This window comes from Streptomyces sp. NPDC096012 (assembly GCF_040426375.1).
In the GTDB taxonomy this organism is placed as follows: domain Bacteria; phylum Actinomycetota; class Actinomycetes; order Streptomycetales; family Streptomycetaceae; genus Streptomyces.
Genome location: NZ_JBEOTD010000011.1, coordinates 120,660 through 139,257 on the forward strand (window position 1 = coordinate 120,660; position 18,598 = coordinate 139,257).

The following is an 18,598-nucleotide window of genomic DNA, read 5'->3' on the forward strand; positions in this document are numbered from 1 at the left end:
GAAATCATGGCCCCAAGCGCCATGAGTCGTGGCAAAGACAACTGGATCGCCGCTCTTTCCGAAGCCCGGCCGGTCCCGTACTGGCTGGAAGACCCCGGCAAGCCGCCCGCCGAGCCCGCCCTCACCGGCACCGAGACCTGCGACCTGCTGGTCGTCGGCGGCGGCTACAGCGGACTGTGGACCGCGCTCAACGCCAAGGAGCGCGACCCGGGGCGCGACGTGGTCCTGCTGGAAGGCCGTGAGGTGGGCTGGGCCGCCTCGGGCCGCAACGGCGGGTTCTGCGCCGCCTCCCTCACGCACGGCCTGCCCAACGGGCTGACCCGCTGGCCCGGCGAGATCCACAGGCTGGAGGAGCTGGGCCGGCGCAACCTCGACGAGATCGAGGCCGCCGTCGCCCGGCACGGCATCGACTGCGACTTCGAGCGCACCGGTGAGATCGACGTCGCCACCGAGACCTACCAGGCCCGGGAACTGCGCGACTGGCACCGGGAGCTGACGGAGCAGGGCCTGGCCGACGGCGTCGAGTTCCTGGACACCGACGCCGTGCGCGAGCAGGTCGATTCGCCCACCTTCGAAGCGGGCCTGTGGGACCGCCGGGGCGTGGCCATGCTGCACCCGGCGAAGCTGGCCTGGGGCCTGAAGCAGGCGTGCCTCGCCCTGGGCGTGCGGGTGTACGAGCACACACCCGCGCTGACCCTGAAGAGCTACGGCGCCGGCATGGCCGTACGCACCCCGTACGGCGCCGTCCGCGCCCGCAGGGTCGCGCTCGGCACCAACGTCTTCCCGAGCCTGCTGCGCCGCGTGCGCTCGTACACCGTGCCGGTCTACGACTACGCGCTCATGACGGAACCGCTGAGCGCCGGGCAGCTGGCCGAGATCGGCTGGAAGAACCGGCAGGGGCTCGGCGACAGCGCCAACCAGTTCCACTACTTCCGGCTGTCCGCCGACAACCGCATCCTGTGGGGCGGCTACGACGCGATCTACCCGTACGGCGGCCGGGTGCGCGCCGAGTACGACGACCGGCCGGAGACGTACGCCAAGCTCGCGGGCCACTTCTTCACCTGCTTCCCGCAGCTGGAGGGCGTCCGCTTCACCCACGCCTGGGGCGGCGCGATCGACACCTGCTCCCGCTTCTCGGCGTTCTTCGGCACCGCCCACCAGGGCAAGGTGGCGTACGCGGCCGGATACACCGGTCTCGGCGTCGGGGCGACCCGCTTCGGCGCCGACGTGATGCTGGACCTGCTGGACGGAGAGCGCACCGAGCGGACCGAGTTGGAGATGGTCCGCAAGAAGCCGCTGCCGTTCCCGCCCGAGCCCTTCGCCTGGACGGGCATCGCCCTCACCAAGTGGTCCCTGGCCCGTGCGGACGCGCACGGCGGCCGGCGCAACCTGTGGCTGCGGACGATGGACCGGCTGGGACTGGGCTTCGACAGCTGAGCCGCCGTCCGGCACCGGAGCGGTCGGCGGCACCGGGACCGCCGGACGGCACGGCAACGGCCGGACTGCGCCGGAACCGGGACCGCCGGCCCGCAGGGCAACCGCCGGATTACACCGGCACCGGGACCGCCGGACGGCACGGCAACGGCCGGACTGCGCCGGCACCGGGACCGCCGGCCCGCAGGGCAACCGCCGGATTACACCGGCACCGGGACCGCCGGCCCGCAGGGCAACCGCCGGATTACACCGGCACCGGCACCGCCGGCCCGCACGGCAACCGCCGGACGGCACCGGAGCCGCCCGCCGGCAGCGGAGTGGCCGGCAGTGGTATGTGATCCAGGTCACCGGAAAGGGGACGCGGAACCCGCGTAATGCTCCCCGCGGAGCCTCCCTCTCTCCTCCCGACGCGAGCGCGTCGCGCGAGAGAGGGAGGCTCTGTGATGACTGGGGCGAAGGCGGCGGCCGACTGGCTGGCATCCGGCACACCGGATCCCGAGGCCTGCCGCCGGGAATGGGAGCGCAACCCCCTCGGGGTCGCCCTGCTGCCCGCCGGCAAGGCCTGGGACGTCCTGATCCTGCCGGGAGAACTCGGCTACCCGACCCTGGACGTCCTCACCCGCGTCCTCGGTCGACCCGGCCCGGTGCTCGCCGACTTCGGGGACAAACGGGTCGGGTTCTTCGTGCCGCCCGGCACCGCGGCCCGCTGGCTCGGCACCGGCATCCGTACCGCGGGCCCCGGCACCTGGATCGTCGTGCCCTACCCGGGCCGGGCGACCCAGGGGGTGCACTGGCTGGTCCCGCCGGACGGCTCGGGCACCCTGACCGATCCCGCCCTGCTGGAGCTGGCGATGCACGAGGCGGCGGCGGGCCTGGCGGTGGACCGGGGTGAGGACGGCTAGCGCCGGGACACCTTGACAACGAGATTGGTCTGGACCAAGTTGAGTGCGCTCCGCCCCCTCCAACTCCCCTGTCCCCGGAGGTCCTTGTGGAACGCGCCCCGCGCGCTCACGGCGCACGACGCCCCAGATCCGTATCCGCCCTGCTGACGGCCGCGCTGCTGGCCGTGTCCGGCGTCACCGCACTCTCGTCGGCCGCCCGTGCGGCCGACGCGGACATGATCCGCAACGGCGGCTTCGAGTCCGGCCTCTCCGGCTGGACCTGCACGGCCGGCACCACGGTGAACTCACCTGTCCACAGCGGGGGTTCCGCACTGCAGGCGACCCCGGCCGGCAGCGACAACGCCCAGTGCACCCAGACGGTGACCGTCCGGCCCGACTCCCAGTACACCCTGTCCGGCTACGTCCGCGGCTCCTACGTCTACCTCGGCGCGAGCGGCACCGGCACCACGGACGTCTCCGCGTGGACCCAGTCCGCCCCCGACTGGCAGAAGCTCGGCACCACCTTCCGCACCGGCGCCACGACCACCAAGGTCACCATCCACACCCACGGCTGGTACGGCACCGGCCCCTACCAGGCCGACGACATCTCCCTCGTCGGCCCGGGCGACGGCGGCGCCGGGCAGCCGCCCGCCGCGCCGGCCGGCCTGCGCACCACCGCCGTGACCTCCTCCTCGGTGACCCTGTCCTGGTCGGCGGTCACCGGCGCCACGGGTTACGCCGTCTACCGCGACGGGGCCAAGGTCCAGACCGTGACCGGCACCTCGGCGACCGTCACCGGCCTCGCGGCCTCGACGGCGTACGGCTTCCAGGTCTCCGCGAGCAACGACGCCGGCGAGTCGGCGAGGTCGGCGGTCGTGACCGCGACGACCGGCGCCGGAAACGGGGGCGGCTCCACCGGCCTGCCCGCCCACGCCCTCGTCGGCTACCTGCACTCGAGCTTCGCCAACGGCTCCGGCTACACCCGTCTCGCCGACGTGCCCGACAGCTGGGACGTCATCGACCTCGCCTTCGGCGAACCCACCTCCACCACCTCAGGCGACATCCGCTTCAACCGCTGCCCCGTCACCGAGTGCCCGAACGTCGAGAGCGACGCCGACTTCAAGGCCGCGGTCAAGGCCAAGCAGGCGGCCGGCAAGAAGGTGCTGATCTCCATCGGCGGCCAGAACGGCCAGGTCCAGCTCACCACGACCGCGGCCCGCGACACCTTCGTCTCCTCGGTCTCGCGCATCATCGACACCTACGGCCTCGACGGCCTCGACGTCGACTTCGAGGGCCACTCGCTGTCGCTGAACGCCGACGACACGGACTTCAGGAACCCCACGACACCCGTCGTCGTGAACCTGATCTCGGCCCTGAAGACCCTGAAGGCCAAGTACGGCTCCGCGTTCGTGCTCACCATGGCGCCGGAGACCTTCTTCGTGCAGAACGGCTACCAGTACTACGGCACCGGGAAGTGGGGCGGCCAGGACCCGCGCTGCGGGGCCTACCTCCCGGTCATCCACGCCCTGCGCGACGACCTCACCCTGCTGCACGTCCAGGACTACAACTCGGGCCCCGTCATGGGTCTGGACAACCAGTACCACTCCATGGGCGGCGCCGACTTCCACATCGCCATGACCGACATGCTCCTCACCGGCTTCCCGGTCGCGGGCGACCAGAACAACGTCTTCCCGCCACTGCGCCCCGACCAGGTGGCCATCGGCATGCCGGCGTCGACGAACGCGGGCAACGGCTACGTCTCCCCGTCCGAGGTCACCAAGACCCTGGACTGCCTGACGAAGAGGACGAACTGCGGCTCGTACGCGACCCACGGGACCTGGCCCGCCCTGCGCGGTCTGATGACCTGGTCGGTGAACTGGGACCGCTACTCGAACTGGGAGTTCCAGAAGAGCTTCGACGCCTACTTCGGCTGAGAGCGGCGATCCGGCCCAGCGCCAGGGCGAGGACGGTCAGCAGCACCGTGCCCAGGCACCAGGCGGCCACCACGTCCAGCGGCCAGTGCCAGCCACGGCGGACCAGGCCGTATGACACCCCGAGGACCAGGGCCGCACAGCCGGTAACCAGGATCCGGCGGGTGACGGGCGAGCGGAGCCAGGGCAGCAGGAGCAAGGTCGCGGAACCGTACGCGATGGTCGCCGTCGCCGTATGTCCTGAGGGAAAATAGCCGACGGCCGGGGGCACCACGGGGGTCCCCGGCCGCGCGGTCCACACCTTCAGCGGTACGACGACCGCCGGGACCAGCGCCATCGGCACGGCAGCGGCGAGCGGCGGCAGCCACCACCGGTCCAGACCCGTGCCCCGCCCCCGCCAGGCCGCGTACCCGAGGGCGGAGGCGAGCACGGGGACGGCGACCGTGATGTTGCCCAGGTCGGAGAGCAGTTCGGAGAACCGGTCCGGGTGGACCAGGGAGTGGCTGAGCCGGGCGTCCAGGCGCAGCAGCGGACCGTGGGCGACGACCTGCCAGGTGATCAGGGCGAAGAGGACGGCCGGGACGCCGATGAGCGAAGCGCGACGGGCTGGGGGCGACACGACGCCCAGCTTGGCAGACACCCGGGAGAAGGAGGTCGGCCGCCCCGGAACAGGGGGGGTGGTTCCGGGGCGGCCGTCCGGACCGGAACGTCGCGCGCCCCGGGGGGTTTGGGGCGGCGACCGTCCGATCGGTGAGGAGATCCCGGCGTCAGGCGCCGGCTGTGTGCGCGAGGGCACGACCAGGTCGAAGCTGGGGAGGCCTCGGCCTGAGACCGCCCTCAGTTCCCTGCGGGCGGGGTGTATCTCTCATCTGGAGAGAACCTACGGCAGCCCGAGGCGCTTGGGCAGACGGAAACGCGTCCCGTCATCCACCCCGCACACCTTCTTCACACGGCCTGCCGCAGGCCCCCGTCAGAGGTGCGGACCACTCGCTCAGATGCGCGAGAAGGCCTGCTCGATGATGTCCAGACCCTCGTTGAGCAGGTCCTCGCCGATGACCAGCGGGGGCAGGAAGCGCAGCACGTTGCCGTAGGTGCCACAGGTGAGGACCAGCAGGCCCTCGGCGTGGCAGGCCTTGGCGACCGCGGCGGTGGCCTCCGGGTTCGGCTCCTTGGTCGCGCGGTCCTTGACCAGCTCGACGGCGATCATCGCGCCACGGCCGCGGACGTCGCCGATGACGTCGAACTTCTCGGCCATCGCGGTGAGGCGGCCCTTCATGACCTCCTCGATGCGCTTGGCCTTGGCGTTGAGGTCCAGCTCCCGCATCGTCTCGATGGCGCCGAGCGCACCCGCGCAGGCGACGGGGTTGCCGCCGTAGGTACCGCCCAGGCCGCCGGCGTGCGCGGCGTCCATGATCTCGGCGCGGCCGGTCACGGCGGCCAGCGGCAGACCGCCGGCGATGCCCTTGGCGGTGGTGATCAGGTCGGGCACGATGCCCTCGTCCTCGCAGGCGAACCACTGACCGGTCCGGCAGAACCCGGACTGGATCTCGTCGGCGACGAAGACGATGCCGTTGTCGTTGGCGAACTTCACGATGGCCGGCAGGAAGCCCTTGGCCGGCTCGATGAAGCCGCCCTCGCCGAGGACCGGCTCGATGATGATCGCGGCGACGTTGTCCGCGCCGACCTGCTTGGTGATCTGGTCGATGGCCTGCGCGGCGGCCTCGGGGCCGGCGTTCTCGGCGCCGGTCGGCCAGCGGTAGCCGTAGGCGACCGGCACGCGGTACACCTCGGGGGCGAACGGCCCGAAGCCGTGCTTGTACGGCATGTTCTTCGCCGTCAGCGCCATGGTGAGGTTGGTGCGCCCGTGGTAGCCGTGGTCGAACACGACCACGGCCTGCCGCTTGGTGTACGCACGCGCGATCTTGACGGCGTTCTCGACGGCCTCGGCGCCGGAGTTGAACAGCGCGGACTTCTTGGCGTGGTCGCCCGGGGTCAGCTCGGCCAGCGCCTCCGCGACCTCCACGTAGCCCTCGTACGGGGTGACCATGAAACAGGTGTGGGTGAAGTCGGCGAGCTGGGCGGAGGCCCGGCGCACGACGGCCTCGGCGGAGGCGCCGACGCTCGTCACGGCGATACCGGAGCCGAAGTCGATGAGCCGGTTGCCGTCGACGTCCTCGATGATGCCGCCGCCCGCGCGCGTGGTGAACACGGGCAGTACGGAGCCCACGCCCTGGGCGACCACGGCGGTACGGCGGGCCTGCAGCTCCTGCGACTTCGGGCCGGGTATGGCGGTGACGACGCGGCGCTCCTGCGGAAGTGCGGTCATGAGGGGCTCCCTGATGATCTTGCGTACCGGGCGGTCCCGGGGCTGTTCCGGGCGGTGGGTTTTCGGACGCATACCTATCTTTCTTCGCAGGCTAGGTCCGGGTGCCCGGGGTGGGCATGCTCCATGTGGGCGTTGTCGACGGCTTCCATTGTCCGCCGTGGACATAGCAGGGTGACCGCCGTACGCCGGCGTGGACACGGCGGGGTGACCGCCATACGCCGGGTCGGCGGCCCCTCTCGGCCACGTAAGCGGTGAACTCCCCTTGCCGGGGCGTTAGATTGCTCGCTGATGGTGGACGGAACGGCTGGTCAGGGGGCAAGGCGGATGGACAGCGACGGCACACGCGACACCCGAGCCACGCACACGAACCCGGTACCGCGACCGACGGAGCCGACGGACGTGCCCGCGGCCTCCACGGACGGGCCGACAGCGCCGCGCCACGGTTCCGCCCTGCCACCCCGGCCGACGCGGGCACCCGACGTGATGGTGACCCCGCCCGCACACCCCTCACACGCCCCGCAGACCCCACATCCCCGCTCCCCGGTCGCCGACTGGCTCGACGAGCCGCGCCCGGCCGTCGAGCCCGGCATCTGGCGTTACGGCTATCGCCTGCCCAAGATCGCTCGTCCGGGACAGCGCCTGGCCCCGGTCACCGTCATCGGCTTCTTCGTCCCTCTGGTGGTGGGGCTCCTGCTCTGGTCGCTGTGGCGGCACGGGAGCATCCCCTATCAGTGGGCCGTCCTGAAGCTGCTCACTCCGGACGACTGGTGGTGGGCCGGCACTACGAGTCCCAAGGGATCGCAGGGCGGTGAGGCCATCACGGTCGCCGACGGTGTGTTCTTCGCTCTCCTCGTCTATGCCATGGCCCGTCTGGGCAGCTGGTCCGACATCATCCGGCACGTTGTCACCCGCCGTACGCAACCCGCCCGTGCCCTGATCGCCGCCCTGGGCGCGCTCATCTCGCTGGCTTTCGTGTTCCCGGGCGCCTTCGGCCTGGGCTGGAACGCCCTGCCGGTGCAGGATCCGTTGTTCTCCCTCATCGTTCTGATCACCGGCGACTACGCGGTGTTCGCGTCGGAACCGCTCACGGACGGGTTGTACGCGCTCATCACCGTGCTCGTGCTGTGGCCGTTCGCCCGTATCGGCGGGTGGTGGCCGTATGCGAAGGAGGCGCTCGCCGCGCGCGAACGAGCGAACGCCGATCAGACCGGTCAACCGGCCGTCGACCGGCGGCCGTCCCAGTGGCCCGAACTGCGGGAAGCAGGTCAGCACCAGGCCGCCGACGTGCTCGTCGCCGAGGTGAACGCCGGCCGGATGAACGACGTGGACTGCGCCCGGGTCGGTCACATCTGGACCATGGCCCGTGCGGGGGCGCGGCTGGCGTCCTTCACCGAGACGGTGCTGCGCGAGGGTGCCGCTGCGTGGACCCACCCTTCCGGTATGCGCGACCTCCCGGGTCGGACCTCCCGGCACGATCTGCTGACCGGGCAGGTGCGCGTCGGGCAGTGGGCCGCGGGGGAGCGCACCCCGCTCGCGTACGGCGGGGCGGGAGCGGCCCTCGGACCCGACACCCTGGGCACCTCGCTGCTGGCCGTAGGCCCTTCGGGCTCTGGCAAGACGCGCCACCTGGTTCGACCCGTCACCGAGTCGCTCGGCTTGCAGGCCCTCGCAGGACAGTGCGCCGTAGTCGCCGTCTGCGCCGCCGGCACCCCGCTCGGCTCCGACTCCGCCTACGACGTCGTCGTGCGCCTCGGGGACCCGGCCTCCGTGTACGACCTCGACCCGTACGCCGACTCCGCCGACCCGGACGAGGCGGCCGCCTTCCTGGCGGAAGGGCTGGTCGGCGACCTGGACACGGTGAGCGGGCAGCGGGCCGTCACGGCGCTCGCCCAGCTCCTCGGTCCCTACCGGGCGGCGTACGGACGCTTCCCGTCACTCCCGGTGCTGAGGGAGCTTCTGGAAGGGGAGCCCTCGGCCCTGGGCGCGCTTCGGGTGGCGCTCGCGGCCGATGAGCACACCATGATGCGTCGCGAACTCGATGCGCGGTCCAGGCAGGCGAGCAGCGTGGGCGATCCCGGCCCGGTTCTGGCCGACCGACTCGCCGTGCTGGACCGGCCGGCGTTCGCCGAGTTCTTCGGCGCGGAGCGGGGAGCCCAGCCGTTCTCGTTGCGGGCCGTCGCCCACCACCCGCTTCGCGTTCGCATCGATCTGCCCGACCGCGGACACGAAGAGGCGTCCCGACTCGTCACCCGGCTGATCCTCGCGCAGTTCGGCGCCGTCGCGATGGCGAGCGGACGGACCCACTTCGCATGCCTCGTTCTCGACGACGCCACGGGGGCGGTGACGACCGAGTCCGTGCGGCGCATCCAACGTCTGCGCTCCCACAACGCGGGGGTGATGTTGGCGCTGCGCACAGTCGGTGACATCCCCGACGCGCTGCACGGGCCGCTGTACGCGGCTGTCGGCTGCCGAATGGCGTTCTCGGGGGTCACCACGTGGGACGGCAGCCGGTTCGCCGAGGCCTGGGGCACACAGTGGGTGGAGACCCAGGACGTGGCCCGGCACACGGTGTTCGCGGACCAGCCGATGACACGCGCGATCCATGCCCTGCGCAAGCTGGTCACCGGAAAAGCCGTGACGACAGAGGCGGTCACCGTGCGGCAGGTGGAGCGGGAGCGGTGGTCGGCTTCCGAGTTGGCTCATGGGGTGCCGCCGGGGCATGCGGTGTTGTCGCTGACGACCGTGCGCGGGGAGCACGCGCCGCCGTTGCTGGTGGATCTGCGGGGGTGAGGGCCGGCGCGGAGCCGTGAGGGCCAGGGCCGGCTGGGACGCGGGGTGAGGGACGGCTGAGACGCGGGGTGAGGGCCGGCGTGCGGGGGTGGGGGGACCTGGGCGGAGGCGGAGCTGCTGGAGTTGCTCGGGGCCGCCGGGGTGAGGGGCCAGCGTGGGATCGTACGGTGAGGCAGAATCGGCGTAGGCCGTTCATACGCGACGGCCAAAAGATCACCGCGCGCCCCGGACCCCGCCCCGGACCCCCGCCCGCCCTGGACGCCACCCGCCATGGACCGGCCCCGCCCGGCCCCCCTCCCACCCTGAGCCCTCCTCGCCACGGACCGGCCCCCCGCCCTGGACGCCACCCGCCACGGACCGGCCCCGCCCGGACCCCCTCCCACCCTGAACCCTCCTCGCCACGGATCGGCCCCGCCCACGCCGGGCCCCGCCCGCACCCCCTCATCACCTCACCGTGAAGGCCCCATGCCCCCGACGCTCTCCTCGCTCGTCCACCACTCCGCGCTCAAGCTGACCGTGCGCGCGGGCGAGGACCGTCTCGACGTGCCCGTCCGCTGGGCGCACGTCAGCGAGCTGGCCGACCCCGTTCCCTACATGGAGGGCGGCGAGCTGCTGCTGATCACCGCGCTCAAGCTGGACGCGGAGAATCCGGAAGCCATGCGCCGGTACGTACGGCGGCTGGTCGGCGCGGGCGTCGTCGGACTCGGTTTCGCCGTCGGCGTCAACTACGAGGCGATCCCCGAGGCCCTCGTCGAGGCCGCCCGGGACGAGGGGCTGCCGCTGCTGGAGGTCCCCCGCCGCACCCCCTTCCTCGCCATCAGCAAGGCCGTCTCCGCGGCGATCGCCGCCGACCAGTACCGTGCCGTCACGGCAGGCTTCGCCGCCCAGCGCGAGCTGACCAAACAGGCCCTGAACTCCGGCCCCGAGGGCCTGCTCGCCGCACTCGCCGTCCAGGTCGACGGCTGGGCCGCCCTCTACGACGCCTCGGGTGCCGTCGTCGCCGCCGCACCGGAGTGGGCCGGCCGGCGGGCCGCCCGGCTCACCGCCGACGTCGAACGCCTGCGCGATCGTGCCGCTCCCGCCTCCTCGGTGGTCGGCGGACCCGAGCACGAGGACCGGGTCGAACTGCACTCCCTGGGCACGGGACGGCGGCCGCGGGCCGCGCTCGCCGTGGGCACGGCCGCCGCTCTCGGCACCGCCGAGCGCTACGCCGTCCACTCCGCCATCGCCCTGCTCACCCTGACCACCGAACGCTCCCGCTCCCTGTACGCCGCCGAGCAGCGGATCGGTACGGCGGTGCTGCGCATGCTGCTCGCTGGGGAGCCCGACCATGCCCGCGCCGTCGCCGGGGACCTGTACGGGGCCCTGCTGGACGCGCCGTTCCGGATGATCGTCGCCGAGTCGGTGTCCGGGCCGGCCGCCCGGGCGCACGCCGACGGCCACGCGCGCGTACCCACGGCCGCCGCCAAGCCGGGCGCTGTCGCCAAGCCGGGGACCTCCTCGAGGCCAGGGGACGCCGCCAAGCCGGGGACCTCCTCGAAGCCAGGGGACGGCGCCAAGCCGGGCACCCCCGCCAAGCCCGGCGCCCCCGAGAAGGCCGCGGACGCCGCCAAGCCGGGCCCCGCCGCCAAGCCGGGGGCCGTCTCCAGGCCGAGTGCCGCCGCCGCCGGCACCGGTGGTGAGCCGCTGGGCGGGCTCGCCGAGATCGTCGAGTCCGCCGCCGCCCGCTCCGGGGAGGCCGTGCTGGTCGTGCCGGAGGGCGAGCGGCTGGTGGTGCTCGCCGCGGACGGAGGCGCGGCGGCGGCCGCCTGCGTGCGGTACGCGGGCGCGCTGGAGGCGTCGCGGACGGTCTCCGACCAGCCGGCGGTGACCCCGGGGGACGAGTACGAGCTGGTCGTGGGCCTCTCCGCGCCGACGGGCCCGATCGCCGCCGCGGCGGCCTACAAGCAGGCCGAGCAGGCGCTGTCGGTGGCCCGGCGCCGGGGGCGGGTGCTCGTGGAGCACGAGCAGCTGGCCGCCGGGTCCGTGCTGCCGTTGCTGGCCGACGACGCGGTGAAGGCGTTCGCGGACGGGCTGCTGCGGGCGCTGCACGAGCACGATGCGACGGGCCGGGGGGACCTGGTCGCGTCGCTGCGGGCGTGGCTGTCGCGGCACGGGCAGTGGGACGCGGCCGCGGCGGACCTCGGTGTGCACCGGCACACGCTGCGGTACCGGATGCGGCGGGTCGAGGAGATCCTGGGCCGTTCGCTGGACGACCCGGACGTCCGGATGGAACTCTGGCTCGCCCTCAAGGCGACGTCCCCCGACTGACCGCCACCGGCACCCACCGGCAGACTCCGCCATTCCGGCGTACCTCGCGTCCCGACTGCTACGGCTCGGACAAACGACCGTCGGTCGACCGCGGCCTACGGTGGACCCCGAAAGCCAAGAACTCCCTCCAACGCGGAAAGGCCGGGACATGACTTCCACCCACGCCTTCTGGCTCGCCGGCCGCCAGGTCACCGGCGAGGACACCTTCGACGTCACCTCCCCGTGGGACGGCCGCGTCGTCGGTAAGGTCAGCGTGCCGACCGACGCCCAGGTCGAGGAGGCCGTGGCCGCCGCCCACGCCGTGCTGGACGAGTTCGCCGCCACCCCGGCGCACGTGCGCGCCGCCGCCCTCGACCACGTCAGCAAGCGGCTGGTGGAGCGCACCGAGGAGATCGCCCAGCTGATCTCCGCCGAGAACGGCAAGCCGATCAAGTGGGCCCGGGGCGAGGTCGGCCGTGCCGTCTCCGTGTTCCGGTTCGCCGCCGAGGAGGCCCGCCGGTTCAACGGCGGCGAGGCGCAGCGCCTCGACACCGACGGCGGCGGCCAGGGCCGGCTCGCGCTCACCCGCCGCTTCCCGAAGGGCGTCGTCCTCGGCATCGCGCCGTTCAACTTCCCGCTGAACCTGTGCGCCCACAAGGTGGCCCCGGCGATAGCCGCCGGTGTGCCGATCATCCTGAAGCCGGCCCCGGCCACCCCGCTCTCCGGGCTGATCATCGGTGACCTGCTCGCCGAGACCGAGCTGCCGGCCGGCTCCTGGTCGATCCTCCCGGTCGCCAACGACCGCATGCCGGCCCTCGTCCAGGACGAGCGCCTGCCGGTGATCTCCTTCACCGGTTCCGAGACGGTCGGTTACGCGATCATGGACTCGGTGCCGCGCAAGCACTGCACGCTGGAGCTGGGCGGCAACGGCGCGGCCGTCGTGCTCGGCGACTACGCGAGCGACGCGGACCTGGACTGGGCCGCGACCCGCATCGCGACCTTCTCCAACTACCAGGGCGGCCAGTCCTGCATCTCCGTGCAGCGCGTGATCGTCGACGCCGCCGTCCACGACCGCCTGCTGCCGCGCATCGTCGCCGCCGTCGAGGCCCAGGTCACCGGTGACCCGTCCGACGCCAAGACCGACGTCGGCCCGCTGGTCAGCGAGGACGCCGCCAAGCGCGTCGAGTCCTGGGTCAAGGAGGCCGTCGAGGCCGGCGCGACGCTCCTCACCGGTGGTGACCGCGACGGCGCCTCCTACGCGCCGACCGTCCTCACCGGCGTACCGGCGGACGCCACCCTCGCCCGCGAGGAGGTCTTCGGGCCCGTCCTCACCGTGCAGAAGGTGGACGGCGAGGCCGAGGCGTTCGCCGCGGTCAACAGCTCCAAGTACGGCCTCCAGGCAGGCGTGTTCACCCACGACCTGCAGGTCGCCTTCCGTGCCCACCGCGCCCTGGAGGTCGGTGGCGTGGTGATCGGCGACGTCCCGTCCTACCGTGCCGACCAGATGCCGTACGGCGGCGCCAAGCAGTCCGGCGTGGGCCGCGAGGGCGTGCGGTTCGCGATGGAGGACTACACCTACGAGCGCGTGCTGGTCCTCACCGGTCTCGCGCTCTGACCTGCCACCGACAGGTCGGAACGGAACGGCCGCAGCCCACTGTGCGGGGGCTGCGGCCGTTGCGCTCTCCGGGAGCCGTATTCGACCCGATCGGACCGCGAGGGGTGGTGGGGTCGGCCCGTTTCAGGTACCAACGATCCAGTAGCACTGGTCGGTAAGGAACGGTCCGCAATCATCCCTCTTCGCGGCGAGGTGAGCCTCAATGTCCGCCACCACCACCCCACGCACCAATGTCACCGAGCGCGAGGCCCGTCAGGTGGCGGAGGCCGCCCGGCAGCAGGACTGGCACAAGCCCAGCTTCGCCAAGGAGCTGTTCCTCGGGCGCTTCCGGCTCGACCTCATCCACCCCCATCCGCTGCCCGACGAGGAGTCCGTCCGGCGCGGCGAGGAGTTCCTGGCCAGGCTGCGCGTCTTCTGCGAGACGGCCATCGACTCCGCCCGCATCGAGCGCGAGGCCCGCATCCCCGACGAGGTCGTCGCCGGCCTCAAGGAACTCGGCGCCCTCGGCATGAAGATCGACCCCAAGTACGGCGGTCTCGGCCTCACCCAGCTCTACTACAACAAGGCGCTGGCCCTGGTCGGCTCCGTGAGCCCGGCCGTCGGCGCGCTGCTCTCGGCCCACCAGTCGATCGGCGTGCCGCAGCCGCTGAAGATGTTCGGCACCCAGGAGCAGAAGGACGCCTTCCTGCCCCGCTGCGCCCGCACCGACATCTCCGCCTTCCTGCTCACCGAGCCGGACGTCGGCTCCGACCCGGCCCGCCTCGCCACCACGGCCGTACCCGACGGCGAGGACTACATCCTCGACGGGGTGAAGCTGTGGACCACCAACGGCGTGGTCGCCGACCTGCTCGTGGTCATGGCGCGGGTGCCGAAGTCCGAGGGCCGCAGGGGCGGCATCACCGCGTTCGTGGTGGAGGCCACAGCCGAGGGCGTCACCGTCGAGAACCGCAACGCCTTCATGGGCCTGCGCGGCATCGAGAACGGCGTCACCCGCTTCCACCGGGTCCGGGTGCCCGCCGCCAACCGCATCGGACCCGAGGGCGCCGGACTGAAGATCGCGCTCACCACCCTCAACACCGGCCGGCTCTCGCTGCCCGCGATGTGCGCCGGCGCCGGCAAGTGGTGCCTGAAGATCGCCCGTGAGTGGGCGGCCGAGCGGGAGCAGTGGGGCAAGCCGGTCGCGCTGCACGAGGCCGTCGGCTCCAAGATCAGCTTCATCGCGGCCACCACCTTCGCCCTGGAGGCCGTCCTCGACCTGTCCTCGCAGATGGCCGACGAGGACCGCAACGACATCCGCATCGAGGCCGCCCTCGCCAAGCTCTACGGCTCCGAGATGGCCTGGCTGATGGCCGACGAACTGGTCCAGATCCGCGGCGGACGCGGCTACGAGACCGCCGAGTCGCTGCGGGCGAGGGGCGAGCGCGGGGTCCCGGCCGAGCAGATCCTGCGCGACCTGCGGATCAACCGCATCTTCGAGGGCTCGACGGAGATCATGCACCTCCTCATCGCCCGCGAGGCGGTCGACGCCCACCTGTCGGTCGCCGGCGACCTCATCGACCCCGACAAGTCCCTGTCGGACAAGGCGCGGGCCGGCGCGAGCGCGGGCGTCTTCTACGCCAAGTGGCTGCCGAAACTCGTCGCGGGCCCCGGCCAGCTGCCCACCGCGTACGGCGAGTTCAAGCACGACGTCGACCTCTCCGGCCATCTGCGCTATGTCGAGCGCACCGCCCGCAAACTCGCCCGGTCCACCTTCTACGCGATGTCGCGCTGGCAGGGCCGGATGGAGACCAAGCAGGGCTTCCTCGGCCGGATCGTGGACATCGGCGCCGAACTGTTCGCCATGAGCGCGGCCTGCGTCCGCGCCGAGCGGATGCGCGGTGAGGGCCGGCACGGCCGCGAGGCCTACCAGCTCGCCGACGCCTTCTGCCGCCAGGCCCGCATCCGCGTCGAGGAACTCTTCGGCCGCCTGTGGACCAACACCGACGACCTCGACCGCAAGGTGGTCAAGGGGGTCCTCGGCGGCGCGTACGAGTGGCTGGAGGAGGGCGTCATCGATCCGTCCGGCGACGGCGTGTGGATCGCCGACGCCACCCCCGGCCCCTCCGCCCGGGAGAACGCCCGCCGCCCCTACGGCGGCTAGCAACGCGGCCCGCCCCCATCCCGCGCCGGCCGGCCGGTCACGAAGAGGCCCGGCCGGCGCTGTTCCCCGTACGTGCGGCTCCTCGTGGTGCCCGTACGTGCGGCTCCCCGCTGTTCCCCGTACGTGCGGCTCCGTACGTGCGGCTCCTCACGGTGCCCGTATGTGTGGTTCCTCGCCGTGTCAGTACGTACGGCTCCTCGCGGTGCCCGTACGCGCGGCTCCCCGCGGCTCCCCGGACCCGCGGCCCCCGTACGCGCGGCTCCCCGCGGCTCCCCGGACCCGCGGCCCCCGTACGCGCGGCTCCCCGCTGTTCCCGGGCCCACGGCGCCCGTACGCGCGGCTCCCCGCGGCTCCCCGCGCGGCACCGGTACGAATCCGCCGGAACCTCACGATCCCCACCGGTCTTCCACCACGGACGGGCCGTCGCGTCCGCCGATGAGAGCGGTCGATCCACCCGCCCGGGGGACGCGCTGTCCTGGCGGCCGTCGCTTGCGGCAACAATGGGGGGATGACCGACAGTCCCGCCCGTCCGGCGCCCCTCGCCGACCCGCACCTCGTCTACGACCCCCTGCCCGGGGCCGGACCCAAGGACGTGGTGATCCTCGGTTCCACCGGATCCATCGGCACCCAGGCCATCGACCTCGTGCTGCGCAACCCCGACCGCTTCCGGGTCACCGCCCTGTCCGCGAACGGCGGCCGGATCGCCCTGCTCGCCGAGCAGGCGCGCCGGCTGCGGGTGCGGACCGTCGCGGTCGCCCGCGAGGACGCCGTACCCGCCCTGCGCGAGGCGCTCGCCGGCGAGTACGGCGCGGGGGAGCCGCTGCCGGAGATCCTCGCCGGACCCGACGCGGCCGCCCAGGTCGCCGCCTCGGACTGCCACACCGTGCTCAACGGCATCACCGGGTCCATCGGCCTGGCGCCCACCCTGGCCGCCCTGCGGGCCGGCCGCACCCTCGCGCTGGCCAACAAGGAGTCGCTGATCGTCGGCGGCCCGCTGGTCAAGGCGCTCGCCCGGCCGGGGCAGATCATCCCGGTCGACTCCGAGCACGCCGCCCTCTTCCAGGCCCTGGCCTGCGGCACCCGCGCCGACGTGCGCAAGCTGGTCGTCACCGCCTCCGGCGGCCCCTTCCGCGGCCGGACCAAGGCGGAACTGGCGGACGTCACCGTCCAGGACGCCCTCGCCCACCCCACCTGGGCGATGGGCCCGGTGATCACGATCAACTCGGCGACCCTGGTCAACAAGGGACTGGAAGTCATCGAGGCCCACCTCCTCTACGACATTCCCTTCGACCGCATTGAGGTGGTCGTGCATCCGCAGTCGTATGTCCACTCGATGGTCGAGTTCACCGACGGTTCCACGATCGCCCAGGCGACGCCCCCCGACATGCGCGGGCCGATCGCCATCGGTCTGGGCTGGCCCGAACGGGTCCCGGACGCGGCGCCCGCCTTCGACTGGAGCAAGGCCTCCACCTGGCAGTTCTTCCCCCTGGACGACGAGGCCTTCCCCTCGGTGGACCTGGCCCGGCACGTGGGGCAGCTCGCGGGGACGGCTCCGGCGGTGTTCAATGCGGCCAACGAGGAGTGCGTCGAGGCCTTCCTGGGCGGCGCGCTGCCCTTCAACGGGATCATGGAGACCGTGACCCGGGTGGTCGAGGAGCACGGCACCCCGCTCGCGGGAACTTCGCTCACGGTGTCGGACGTCCTCGAAGCGGAGGCCTGGGCACGAGCCCGGGCCCGCGAACTCACAGCCACGACGGCGACCGCGGAGGCGCGTGCATGACGACCCTGATGTTCATCCTCGGCATAGTGGTCTTCGCGGTGGGCCTGCTCGTCTCGATCGCGTGGCACGAGCTGGGACACCTGTCCACGGCCAAGCTCTTCGGCATCCGCGTCCCGCAGTACATGGTCGGCTTCGGCCCCACCATCTGGTCGCGGAACAAGGGCGACACCGAGTACGGCATCAAGGCCATCCCGCTCGGCGGCTACATCCGCATGATCGGCATGTTCCCGCCCGACGACGCCGGCCGGATCTCCGCCCGCTCCACCTCCCCGTGGCGCGGCATGATCGAGGACGCCCGCTCGGCGGCCTTCGAGGAGCTCAAGCCGGGTGACGAGACGCGCATGTTCTACACGCGCAAGCCGTGGAAGCGGGTCATCGTCATGTTCGCGGGCCCCTTCATGAACCTGGTCCTCGCGATCGGCCTGTTCTTCGTCTCGCTCATGGGCTTCGGCATCCAGCAGCAGACCACCACCGTCGCCTCCGTCTCGCCCTGCGTCATCGACCAGAGCGAGCACCGCGACAGCTGCAAGAAGTCCGACCCGGCCTCCCCGGCCCAGGCCGCCGGCATGCGGCAGCGCGACAGAATCGTCTCCTTCGACGGAAAGGCCACGAAGGACTGGAACACCCTCTCTGACCTGATCCGCGACAGCGCCGGCAAGACCGTGCCGATCGTCGTGGACCGCGACGGCAGGCAGCTGACCCTGCACGCGAAGATCGCCACCAACCAGGTCGCCAAGAAGGACTCCAGCGGCGCCTACGTCCAGGGCAAGTTCGTCGAGGCCGGCTTCCTCGGCTTCAGCTCCGCCACCGGCGTGGTGAAGCTGGACTTCGGCGACTCCGTGACCTGGATGACCGACCGGGTCGGCGACGCCGTCGACTCGCTCGCCGCCCTGCCCGGCAAGATCCCCGCCCTGTGGGACGCCGCCTTCGGCGACGGCCCGCGCGAACCGGACTCGCCGATGGGCATCGTCGGCGCGGCCCGCATCACCGGCGAGATCGCCACCCTGGACATCCCCGCCTCCCAGCAGGTGGCCGGGTTCGTGATGCTGCTCGCCGGCTTCAACCTCTCACTGTTCCTGTTCAACATGCTCCCGCTGCTCCCGCTCGACGGCGGGCACATCGCGGGCGCCCTGTGGGAGTCCCTGCGGCGCAACCTCGCCCGGGTGCTGCGCCGCCCGGACCCCGGTCCGTTCGACGTGGCCAAGCTGATGCCGGTGGCCTACGTGGTGGCCGGGATCTTCGTCTGCTTCACCGTCCTGGTGCTCATCGCGGACGTCGTGAACCCGGTGAAGATCTCCTAGCCACGCGATGTCCGGTGCGGCCGGGGACCCCGTGGTTCCCGGCCGCCTTCCATCGGGTGGGTTTGCCGGGTGGGATGTGCCCGCGCCGGGGCCGGTGACGTAATCTCGAAG

At 72.4% G+C, this 18,598-nt stretch carries 10 protein-coding genes and 1 pseudogene; 9 read left to right on the forward strand and 2 right to left on the reverse strand.

Annotated elements, in window-relative coordinates; all coding sequences use genetic code 11:
- Nucleotides 1–6: 6 nt before the first annotated feature.
- From ABVB68_RS14240 to ABVB68_RS14250, 3 genes are all read left to right on the forward strand, one after another.
- On the forward strand, nucleotides 7–1,437 hold the full coding sequence (locus tag ABVB68_RS14240; RefSeq protein WP_353601338.1) for an NAD(P)/FAD-dependent oxidoreductase: 1,431 nt from the start codon (nucleotides 7–9) through the stop codon (nucleotides 1,435–1,437).
- 440 nt (nucleotides 1,438–1,877) lie between these two features.
- Complete coding sequence (locus ABVB68_RS14245; protein WP_353601339.1) at nucleotides 1,878–2,336, forward strand: bifunctional DNA primase/polymerase; 459 nt, start codon at nucleotides 1,878–1,880, stop codon at nucleotides 2,334–2,336.
- Between the two features lie 86 nt (nucleotides 2,337–2,422).
- Nucleotides 2,423–4,249, forward strand: a complete 1,827-nt coding sequence (locus tag ABVB68_RS14250) for a chitinase (protein ID WP_353601340.1) — start codon at nucleotides 2,423–2,425, stop codon at nucleotides 4,247–4,249.
- An 82-nt stretch (nucleotides 4,250–4,331) separates the two neighbouring features.
- Here ABVB68_RS14250 and ABVB68_RS14255 read toward each other — a convergent pair.
- Nucleotides 4,332–4,583, reverse strand: a pseudogene (locus tag ABVB68_RS14255) (phosphatase PAP2 family protein); the annotation flags it as partial.
- 654 nt (nucleotides 4,584–5,237) lie between these two features.
- Nucleotides 5,238–6,572 carry a 4-aminobutyrate--2-oxoglutarate transaminase gene (gene gabT, locus ABVB68_RS14260; RefSeq protein ID WP_353601341.1) on the reverse strand — a complete coding sequence of 445 codons (1,335 nt, stop codon included), beginning with the start codon at nucleotides 6,570–6,572 and terminating at the stop codon, nucleotides 5,238–5,240.
- Between the two features lie 324 nt (nucleotides 6,573–6,896).
- Between gabT and ABVB68_RS14265 the strand changes: the two genes are divergently transcribed.
- The 6 genes from ABVB68_RS14265 (at nucleotide 6,897) to ABVB68_RS14290 (ending at nucleotide 18,487) form a co-directional block, all read left to right on the forward strand.
- Complete coding sequence (locus ABVB68_RS14265) at nucleotides 6,897–9,362, forward strand: ATP/GTP-binding protein (protein WP_353601342.1); 2,466 nt, start codon at nucleotides 6,897–6,899, stop codon at nucleotides 9,360–9,362.
- A 465-nt stretch (nucleotides 9,363–9,827) separates the two neighbouring features.
- Nucleotides 9,828–11,672 carry a PucR family transcriptional regulator ligand-binding domain-containing protein gene (locus ABVB68_RS14270; RefSeq protein ID WP_353601343.1) on the forward strand — a complete coding sequence of 615 codons (1,845 nt, stop codon included), beginning with the start codon at nucleotides 9,828–9,830 and terminating at the stop codon, nucleotides 11,670–11,672.
- A 148-nt stretch (nucleotides 11,673–11,820) separates the two neighbouring features.
- On the forward strand, nucleotides 11,821–13,266 hold the full coding sequence (locus ABVB68_RS14275; protein ID WP_353601344.1) for an aldehyde dehydrogenase family protein: 1,446 nt from the start codon (nucleotides 11,821–11,823) through the stop codon (nucleotides 13,264–13,266).
- Nucleotides 13,267–13,468: 202 nt separating this feature from the next.
- The gene (locus ABVB68_RS14280; protein WP_353601345.1) at nucleotides 13,469–15,406 is read left to right on the forward strand and encodes an acyl-CoA dehydrogenase family protein; all 1,938 of its coding nucleotides are present in this window, start codon (nucleotides 13,469–13,471) and stop codon (nucleotides 15,404–15,406) included.
- Nucleotides 15,407–15,914: 508 nt separating this feature from the next.
- Nucleotides 15,915–17,186 (forward strand): 1-deoxy-D-xylulose-5-phosphate reductoisomerase, encoded by a 1,272-nt coding sequence (dxr, locus tag ABVB68_RS14285; protein WP_353601346.1) that lies wholly within the window; start codon nucleotides 15,915–15,917, stop codon nucleotides 17,184–17,186.
- Nucleotides 17,183–18,487 (forward strand): M50 family metallopeptidase, encoded by a 1,305-nt coding sequence (locus tag ABVB68_RS14290; RefSeq protein WP_353601347.1) that lies wholly within the window; start codon nucleotides 17,183–17,185, stop codon nucleotides 18,485–18,487. The genes dxr and ABVB68_RS14290 overlap by 4 nt, the downstream gene beginning before the upstream one ends.
- The last annotated feature ends 111 nt before the right edge of the window (nucleotides 18,488–18,598 follow it).

Bases quoted from the DNA above. Each gene is read 5' to 3' on its own strand.
- ABVB68_RS14245 (WP_353601339.1), top strand. From the start codon at position 1,878: ATGACTGGGGCGAAGGCGGCGGCCGACTGGCTGGCATCCGGCACACCG.
- gabT (WP_353601341.1), bottom strand. From the start codon at position 6,572: ATGACCGCACTTCCGCAGGAGCGCCGCGTCGTCACCGCCATACCCGGC.
- ABVB68_RS14265 (WP_353601342.1), top strand. From the start codon at position 6,897: ATGGACAGCGACGGCACACGCGACACCCGAGCCACGCACACGAACCCG.
- ABVB68_RS14290 (WP_353601347.1), top strand. From the start codon at position 17,183: ATGACGACCCTGATGTTCATCCTCGGCATAGTGGTCTTCGCGGTGGGC.
- ABVB68_RS14275 (WP_353601344.1), top strand. From the start codon at position 11,821: ATGACTTCCACCCACGCCTTCTGGCTCGCCGGCCGCCAGGTCACCGGC.
- ABVB68_RS14240 (WP_353601338.1), top strand. From the start codon at position 7: ATGGCCCCAAGCGCCATGAGTCGTGGCAAAGACAACTGGATCGCCGCT.
- ABVB68_RS14280 (WP_353601345.1), top strand. From the start codon at position 13,469: ATGTCCGCCACCACCACCCCACGCACCAATGTCACCGAGCGCGAGGCC.
- dxr (WP_353601346.1), top strand. From the start codon at position 15,915: ATGACCGACAGTCCCGCCCGTCCGGCGCCCCTCGCCGACCCGCACCTC.
- ABVB68_RS14270 (WP_353601343.1), top strand. From the start codon at position 9,828: ATGCCCCCGACGCTCTCCTCGCTCGTCCACCACTCCGCGCTCAAGCTG.